This is a genomic window from Microvirga soli, assembly GCF_016734765.1.
Lineage (GTDB): Bacteria > Pseudomonadota > Alphaproteobacteria > Rhizobiales > Beijerinckiaceae > Microvirga > Microvirga soli.
In genome coordinates this window covers 1-4,909 of the sequence record NZ_JAERQE010000110.1, presented here as the reverse complement: position 1 = coordinate 4,909, position 4,909 = coordinate 1, and the positions used below count along the sequence as shown (strand labels likewise).

The following is a 4,909-nucleotide window of genomic DNA, read 5'->3' as shown; positions in this document are numbered from 1 at the left end:
CAGAAACCCTTTGGGATCGCAAAACCGCTCAGGATTGGAGAGTTGCCCCTTGACCCATTAGAGAACGAAATCGGCACAATCCGGAAGTCCGCCCAATGTCTTCTACGACGGCAATACCGGACGTTCAAAAGTCAGTAGATCTCTTGATTGAACCTCGCTGACAAAATCCAAGACAGGATTTCAATCATCCCCCTGAAAGCGTAGTGGCGAAGTGGAATTGCTCGGGTTCTTCAGTCGTGGTGACACGCAGAAACGGAAGCAAGAGCACAGGTGGCAACAAGGGGGCGTTAACAGTCCGCTCACCATGCTGAGTGGAAGGCGCGTCGCCTTGTGAACACCTTCTCCCGGTTCGGGGTTAGCCAACCGAACTCCTGAAGGAAGGGCACCCGTATGATCCCGATCTCACCGCTCTGGAGCCGAGGCTCTCAGGCTCCGTATGCAGCCCCCGAGGTAACCCCCATCCGTGTGCTCGTGGTTGAAGATGATCTCATGGTTGGCGCCGTGGCAGCCGAGGCCTTGGAGGAAGCCGGGTTCTTGGTTCTGATTGCCGCGAGTGCTGAAGAGGCCGAGATCATCCTCAGTCAGGAGAAAATCGATGTTCTGTTTACGGACATCAATTTGGGTGGGCGCGACGGTTGTGACCTCGCCCATAGAGCGCTCAAAGCACAGCCTGATCTTCAAGTCGTTCTTGCTTCGGGCCGGTCACGGAGGTGTCACTCAGCTCGTATCCCAGTGGGTGCAGCGTTTCTCGCAAAGCCTTACCGTCTGTCGCACTTGATTGATGAATTACACCGTGCGGTTCAGGGGCAATCAATTTCGTAGCCATGAGCCTCGGATCTATTTTAGCACGGTCCGAACGCATTTCATCCGATGGAGATATCCATGCGCTTTGCTCTCACGATGCTTGCCGCCTCCTTCCTTCTGGCTTCTCCTTCCATTGCTCAGGTACCTGCTGAGGTCGAGGCGTGCCGCCTGTCGGGCCTGACTGCGCTCAAGGAACGATCACCCTCGCTCGAGCACCTGACCTTCGACATGGAGTCGCTGGCGATCTCGAAGGCAGCCACCCGGGTCGAGGATACACCTATCCGCATGGTGGTCATGGGCGAGGCTTACCTTCAGCGCGAGAAAAGCGACAAGCCAAACCGCTTCGTGTGCCTCGTCAGCGACAAGGGCAAGGTCGTTCTCACCTTCTTCACCGAGCAGTAGTTCCAACCGTACGCGTCCGATCGCTCAGGCGCCATGCCGACTACCGGCGTGCCAGGACGAGCTCGGAGGTCTGCTGGGTGGGGCCGCCGGGCGTGAGATTGTCTGCAACGGTAATGCGCAACATGCCCTGGCCGTCGTTCCTGATGACCATAGCGGCCTGCGTGTCGCCATTGACCGGGCGGGGCCACTCGATCCTGAGGTTCACGGCATCACCGCTGCGGGTGCCTGTCAACTGAGCGGGACCGATCCGAGAGCCCGTGTAGGTGCCACGATAGGTGCCGGAGCGGGGATCGTAAACGAGGTCAACACCGATCGGGCGGCTGAAGATGAGAGCGGCGCGGCAGGTTCCCTGCGCGCTAATCCGGTTTTCGGCCGGGCTTCCGGTGACGGAGCAGGTTACCTGCCGGGGCTGAGAAGCGCCCTCGCGCTGGACCTTGCCGGAACCGGACCAAGTGCCGCGGAAGCGCTCAAGAAAGTCGATCTCGGCGGCTCGAAGGGGATTGCATGTGAGCGCGGTGACGATGCACGACAGGGAGACTGCTGCGATCAGGTGGGGCGCGGCTGTGGTCATGCAAGGATTTCCTGTGACCTGGATCAACGCAAGGTCTCCGTGCGCGTTCCCAGTATCCGCGAAGCAGGGATTGAACCCGAACGGACTTCTTTCACTGGCAGATCCGGTAGCGATCACTTGATCCGTGCCGCTCGATGTCGACGTGGAGGTGATCGCCATGCGCCTCGTCCGAGCCTGGACCAAGGATTGTCGTGAACCAGCCGCAGGCGGCGGTCCTAAGTGCCGCAAGCGCCGGATCCGGCGCGGCGTTGGCTTCTGGCTAGACCCGCAGGCTCGCTCCGTTGGCGAACTCGAAGCCGGAAACGTCGATGGCAAGCCCTTCTGCGTGGGCCGAAAGCTTGCCCGTCGTTGCGCCGTTCCGGTTGCGACATTCGAAGCCGGGACCGGTCCGGACAGCCTTGAGTTCCGTGTTCTTGAGGCCGACCACCAGGGGAGCGACCAGATCCCCGATCCAGTGCCCGAGTTGTCCGGCAAAGCGACAAGCTAGGATAGGTTCGTCCGTCAGGCGCACCGTGGATCCTTGCCGGAGCGGCACTGGAACGGCCTTCAGCCGGACCGGTGCCGCTCCGGCAGCGGTCATTCGAGCTTGAAGGCTGCTCCGCCGTCTCGATATCAAAGCCTGCCGCTTTGAGTGCAGTCAGGCACATGCCGGGATCCGTCTGGGATGGTGCCGCAGCCTCGGTTGGGGGCCTCTCGGCTTGGGGAGCAGGTGTCTGTGCGGGAACGGTAGCATCCCTGGGGCGTGGCGGGGGCAGAGGTGGACCCGGTTGCCCCGCTACAGTGCTGCTCCACAGTATAACGATTATCGCCAGTGCCTGTCGGTTCTTCACCATGCCCTCGCCTTGCTCTCAGAAGCAACGCAACGGTCACGCTTAGGGTTCACCCGGCGCAGATTATTGCCGGGTTTCTGCAACAGATGGAAAGCGTTGTTTCTGCCGCTACGCTGAAACCAGCCCGTGAGTCGGCAGTTGCCCTGACTAACGTATGTTAGACTGACGCTCATGGTCCAGCGGCAGGCTGGCGAGACAATCCAGGGAGAACGCCGATGCCCCACGACGCCTCAGGCGACGTGCGTCTGCCCCATGTCACCGACATTTGTCCGGACGTCGCGACCTTCATGATCGCTAGAGCCTTCGCCGAGGTCTATCGCGATGTGCTTGTAGAACCTGTTCCTGAACCGCTCGCGGAAATTCTGCGGCAGATGGACCGCCGTAAGGCTCAATGTGACCACGATGCAGCCTGAGGCGCATATCGCCCTGATCGTCGAGGACGATCCCGATGTTCGGGCACTCGCTGCGGCCCTGCTGTAGGAAACCGCGCTCGACGTCGTGGAGGTTGAGAATGCCGAAGCAGCGCTGCATTGCCTCCAGGATCGGGGAGGGGAAGTGGCAATGATCTTTGCCGATATTCGCCTGCCCGGCTCCATGGACGGCGTAAAGCTTGCAAGGGCAGCCTGTACTCTCTGGCCAACGATCCGGATCGTTCTGACGTCCGGTGCCGCAAGTGATCGGACGGACGCATTGCCGGACTCCGTCACCTTCATCCCGAAGCCGTGGCGGGGCCTCGGCGTACTGGTCGAGGCGGACAAGGCCATATGCGAACCTCAGCCGCCGGTGGCCTGAATGAGACCCTCTGAATCCATCAGGCCAACCGTTGTCCTCTTGGTTGAGGACGAGCCGTTGGTCCGCATGACGGCCGCCGATGAACTGGATGACGCCGGCTTCCGGGTGCTGGAGGCTAAGAACGCTGACGAGGCGCTGGTGGTGCTTGAAGCGCACTCTGACGAGGTACAGGTGCTGTTCACGGATGTGAACATGCCGGGATCAATGGACGGCATGGCATTGGCCGAGCGTGTCTACCAGCGCTGGCCGCATGTGCTGCTGCTGATCTCCTCCGGGTATGCCCGCCCGCATCCTGACGAGATCCCAGATCACGGCCGTTTCCTGCCCAAGCCGTATCGCGGTGAGACTCTCGTCCGGCATATCACGGAGATGATGCGAGGATCGTAAGGTTCGAAAGGGTGTTTGCCTGTGGTGTGATGGAGATCCTCAGCGTCGGTTCAACACCAAGCTTCTCGTCGTGATCGCATCGCCCGTCGCGGCAAAGGCTGCCGTGTTGTCGAAGATGCACCAGGTTTCGACCCCCGCTGCGGCATCGCTCGCAATCCGCTCGGCAATGGTGGCGAGATATTCCGGACTGTAGGCGGAGTAGTAGATCCTGGGAGAGCCGTGCAGGCGATAGTACGACATGCCACGCCAGCCACCTGGCTTGTCCGCGCCTGACACCGGGGCCGGATCGGCTGCCACCCGGGCAATCCGAAGCTCGTCGAGCAGGCCCTCAACGTCGGACATGAACCAGGAGGCATGGCGCGGCTCGCAGACAAGGGAGCCTTCGACGTGGTCTCGCAACCCGCTCAGGAAGGTGTCGGCAACACCGTCTTCGAACCTCAAGCTCGGAGGCAGTTGAACCAGCAGCGGACCCAGCTTGGGTCCGAGGCCGCCCACCTCCGACAGGAAGTGATCCAGCAGGTCATTGGCGTCTTTGAGTCGGCGCTCGTGGGTGATGGCCTTCGGGACCTTGACGGCAAAGCGGAAATCCTCCGGCACCGACGCGGCCCAGCGCTCGTAGGTGGTCCTTCGATGAGGACGATAGAATGAGGAGTTGATCTCAACCGCGTTGAGAACGGCACTGTAGCGCTCCAGGTGGGATCCCGCGACTGGGAAGGCGGCTGCATGCTCCTTCGGAATGCTCCAGGCGGCCGTCCCGATCCGGACCATGGGAGTGGCTCCGTCAGTGTTGGTACCGGGGCTGCGAGGTTTCGGGTGGTCAGGATCGGAAATGTCATCCATACCCTCTCATCGACAAAGCTAACATTTGTTCCGCGTTGACGGGGTTCATGGGCAGCCCCGATTAGTCTAACGGCCTTGCCGTGCCAACGCTTTCTGCCGAAAGGGCGTTCCGCCCATAGACCAATCCCCACAGACGAATACATTGAGACGCTAGCCAAGAGCTTGCTTCCGACCTGGGCCGGAAGGTCGTTCCATGCTGGGATCATGGTAGAGTCCGCGCTGGTGGTGGAAATTTGCTGACGCGCCGGGTGTTGGGATGAGGTGGTCATTGGGAGGACCGGCT

General features: G+C 61.0%; 7 protein-coding genes and 1 pseudogene. 5 read left to right on the top strand and 3 right to left on the bottom strand.

Annotated features, from left to right (window positions below; all coding sequences use genetic code 11):
- Positions 1-390: 390 nt before the first annotated feature.
- Together JKL45_RS29155 and JKL45_RS29150 are read left to right on the top strand one after the other, a co-directional pair.
- Complete coding sequence (locus tag JKL45_RS29155) at positions 391-822, top strand: response regulator (protein WP_201865256.1); 432 nt, start codon at positions 391-393, stop codon at positions 820-822.
- A 60-nt stretch (positions 823-882) separates the two neighbouring features.
- A complete protein-coding gene (locus JKL45_RS29150) occupies positions 883-1,206 on the top strand; it encodes a hypothetical protein (protein WP_246499113.1) in 324 nt (107 codons plus the stop codon).
- Between the two features lie 40 nt (positions 1,207-1,246).
- On the opposite strand, the gene JKL45_RS29145 is transcribed toward JKL45_RS29150, so the two are convergent.
- On the bottom strand, positions 1,247-1,777 hold the full coding sequence (locus JKL45_RS29145) for a hypothetical protein (protein ID WP_201865254.1): 531 nt from the start codon (positions 1,775-1,777) through the stop codon (positions 1,247-1,249).
- Positions 1,778-1,868: 91 nt separating this feature from the next.
- Positions 1,869-2,357, bottom strand: a pseudogene (locus JKL45_RS29135) (extensin-like domain-containing protein).
- Positions 2,358-2,822: 465 nt separating this feature from the next.
- Between JKL45_RS29135 and JKL45_RS30390 the strand changes: the two are divergent.
- The 3 genes from JKL45_RS30390 to JKL45_RS29125 all read left to right on the top strand — a co-directional run bounded on the left by JKL45_RS30390 (position 2,823) and on the right by JKL45_RS29125 (position 3,786).
- On the top strand, positions 2,823-3,020 hold the full coding sequence (locus JKL45_RS30390; RefSeq protein WP_246499111.1) for a hypothetical protein: 198 nt from the start codon (positions 2,823-2,825) through the stop codon (positions 3,018-3,020).
- A gap of 148 nt (positions 3,021-3,168) precedes the next feature.
- Entirely contained in the window at positions 3,169-3,399 is a 231-nt protein-coding gene (locus tag JKL45_RS30385; RefSeq protein WP_246499110.1) for a hypothetical protein, read from the top strand.
- Positions 3,400-3,786: a response regulator gene (locus JKL45_RS29125; protein ID WP_201865252.1), complete on the top strand. Its 387-nt coding sequence runs from the start codon at positions 3,400-3,402 to the stop codon at positions 3,784-3,786.
- Between the two features lie 39 nt (positions 3,787-3,825).
- Here JKL45_RS29125 and JKL45_RS29120 read toward each other — a convergent pair whose 3' ends face one another.
- Positions 3,826-4,554 (bottom strand): DUF72 domain-containing protein, encoded by a 729-nt coding sequence (locus JKL45_RS29120; protein ID WP_201865251.1) that lies wholly within the window; start codon positions 4,552-4,554, stop codon positions 3,826-3,828.
- Positions 4,555-4,909: the final 355 nt, after the last annotated feature.

Bases quoted from the DNA above. Each gene is read 5' to 3' on its own strand.
- JKL45_RS29125 (WP_201865252.1), top strand. From the start codon at position 3,400: ATGAGACCCTCTGAATCCATCAGGCCAACCGTTGTCCTCTTGGTTGAG.
- JKL45_RS29150 (WP_246499113.1), top strand. From the start codon at position 883: ATGCGCTTTGCTCTCACGATGCTTGCCGCCTCCTTCCTTCTGGCTTCT.
- JKL45_RS30385 (WP_246499110.1), top strand. From the start codon at position 3,169: ATGATCTTTGCCGATATTCGCCTGCCCGGCTCCATGGACGGCGTAAAG.
- JKL45_RS30390 (WP_246499111.1), top strand. From the start codon at position 2,823: ATGCCCCACGACGCCTCAGGCGACGTGCGTCTGCCCCATGTCACCGAC.
- JKL45_RS29155 (WP_201865256.1), top strand. From the start codon at position 391: ATGATCCCGATCTCACCGCTCTGGAGCCGAGGCTCTCAGGCTCCGTAT.
- JKL45_RS29145 (WP_201865254.1), bottom strand. From the start codon at position 1,777: ATGACCACAGCCGCGCCCCACCTGATCGCAGCAGTCTCCCTGTCGTGC.
- JKL45_RS29120 (WP_201865251.1), bottom strand. From the start codon at position 4,554: ATGGTCCGGATCGGGACGGCCGCCTGGAGCATTCCGAAGGAGCATGCA.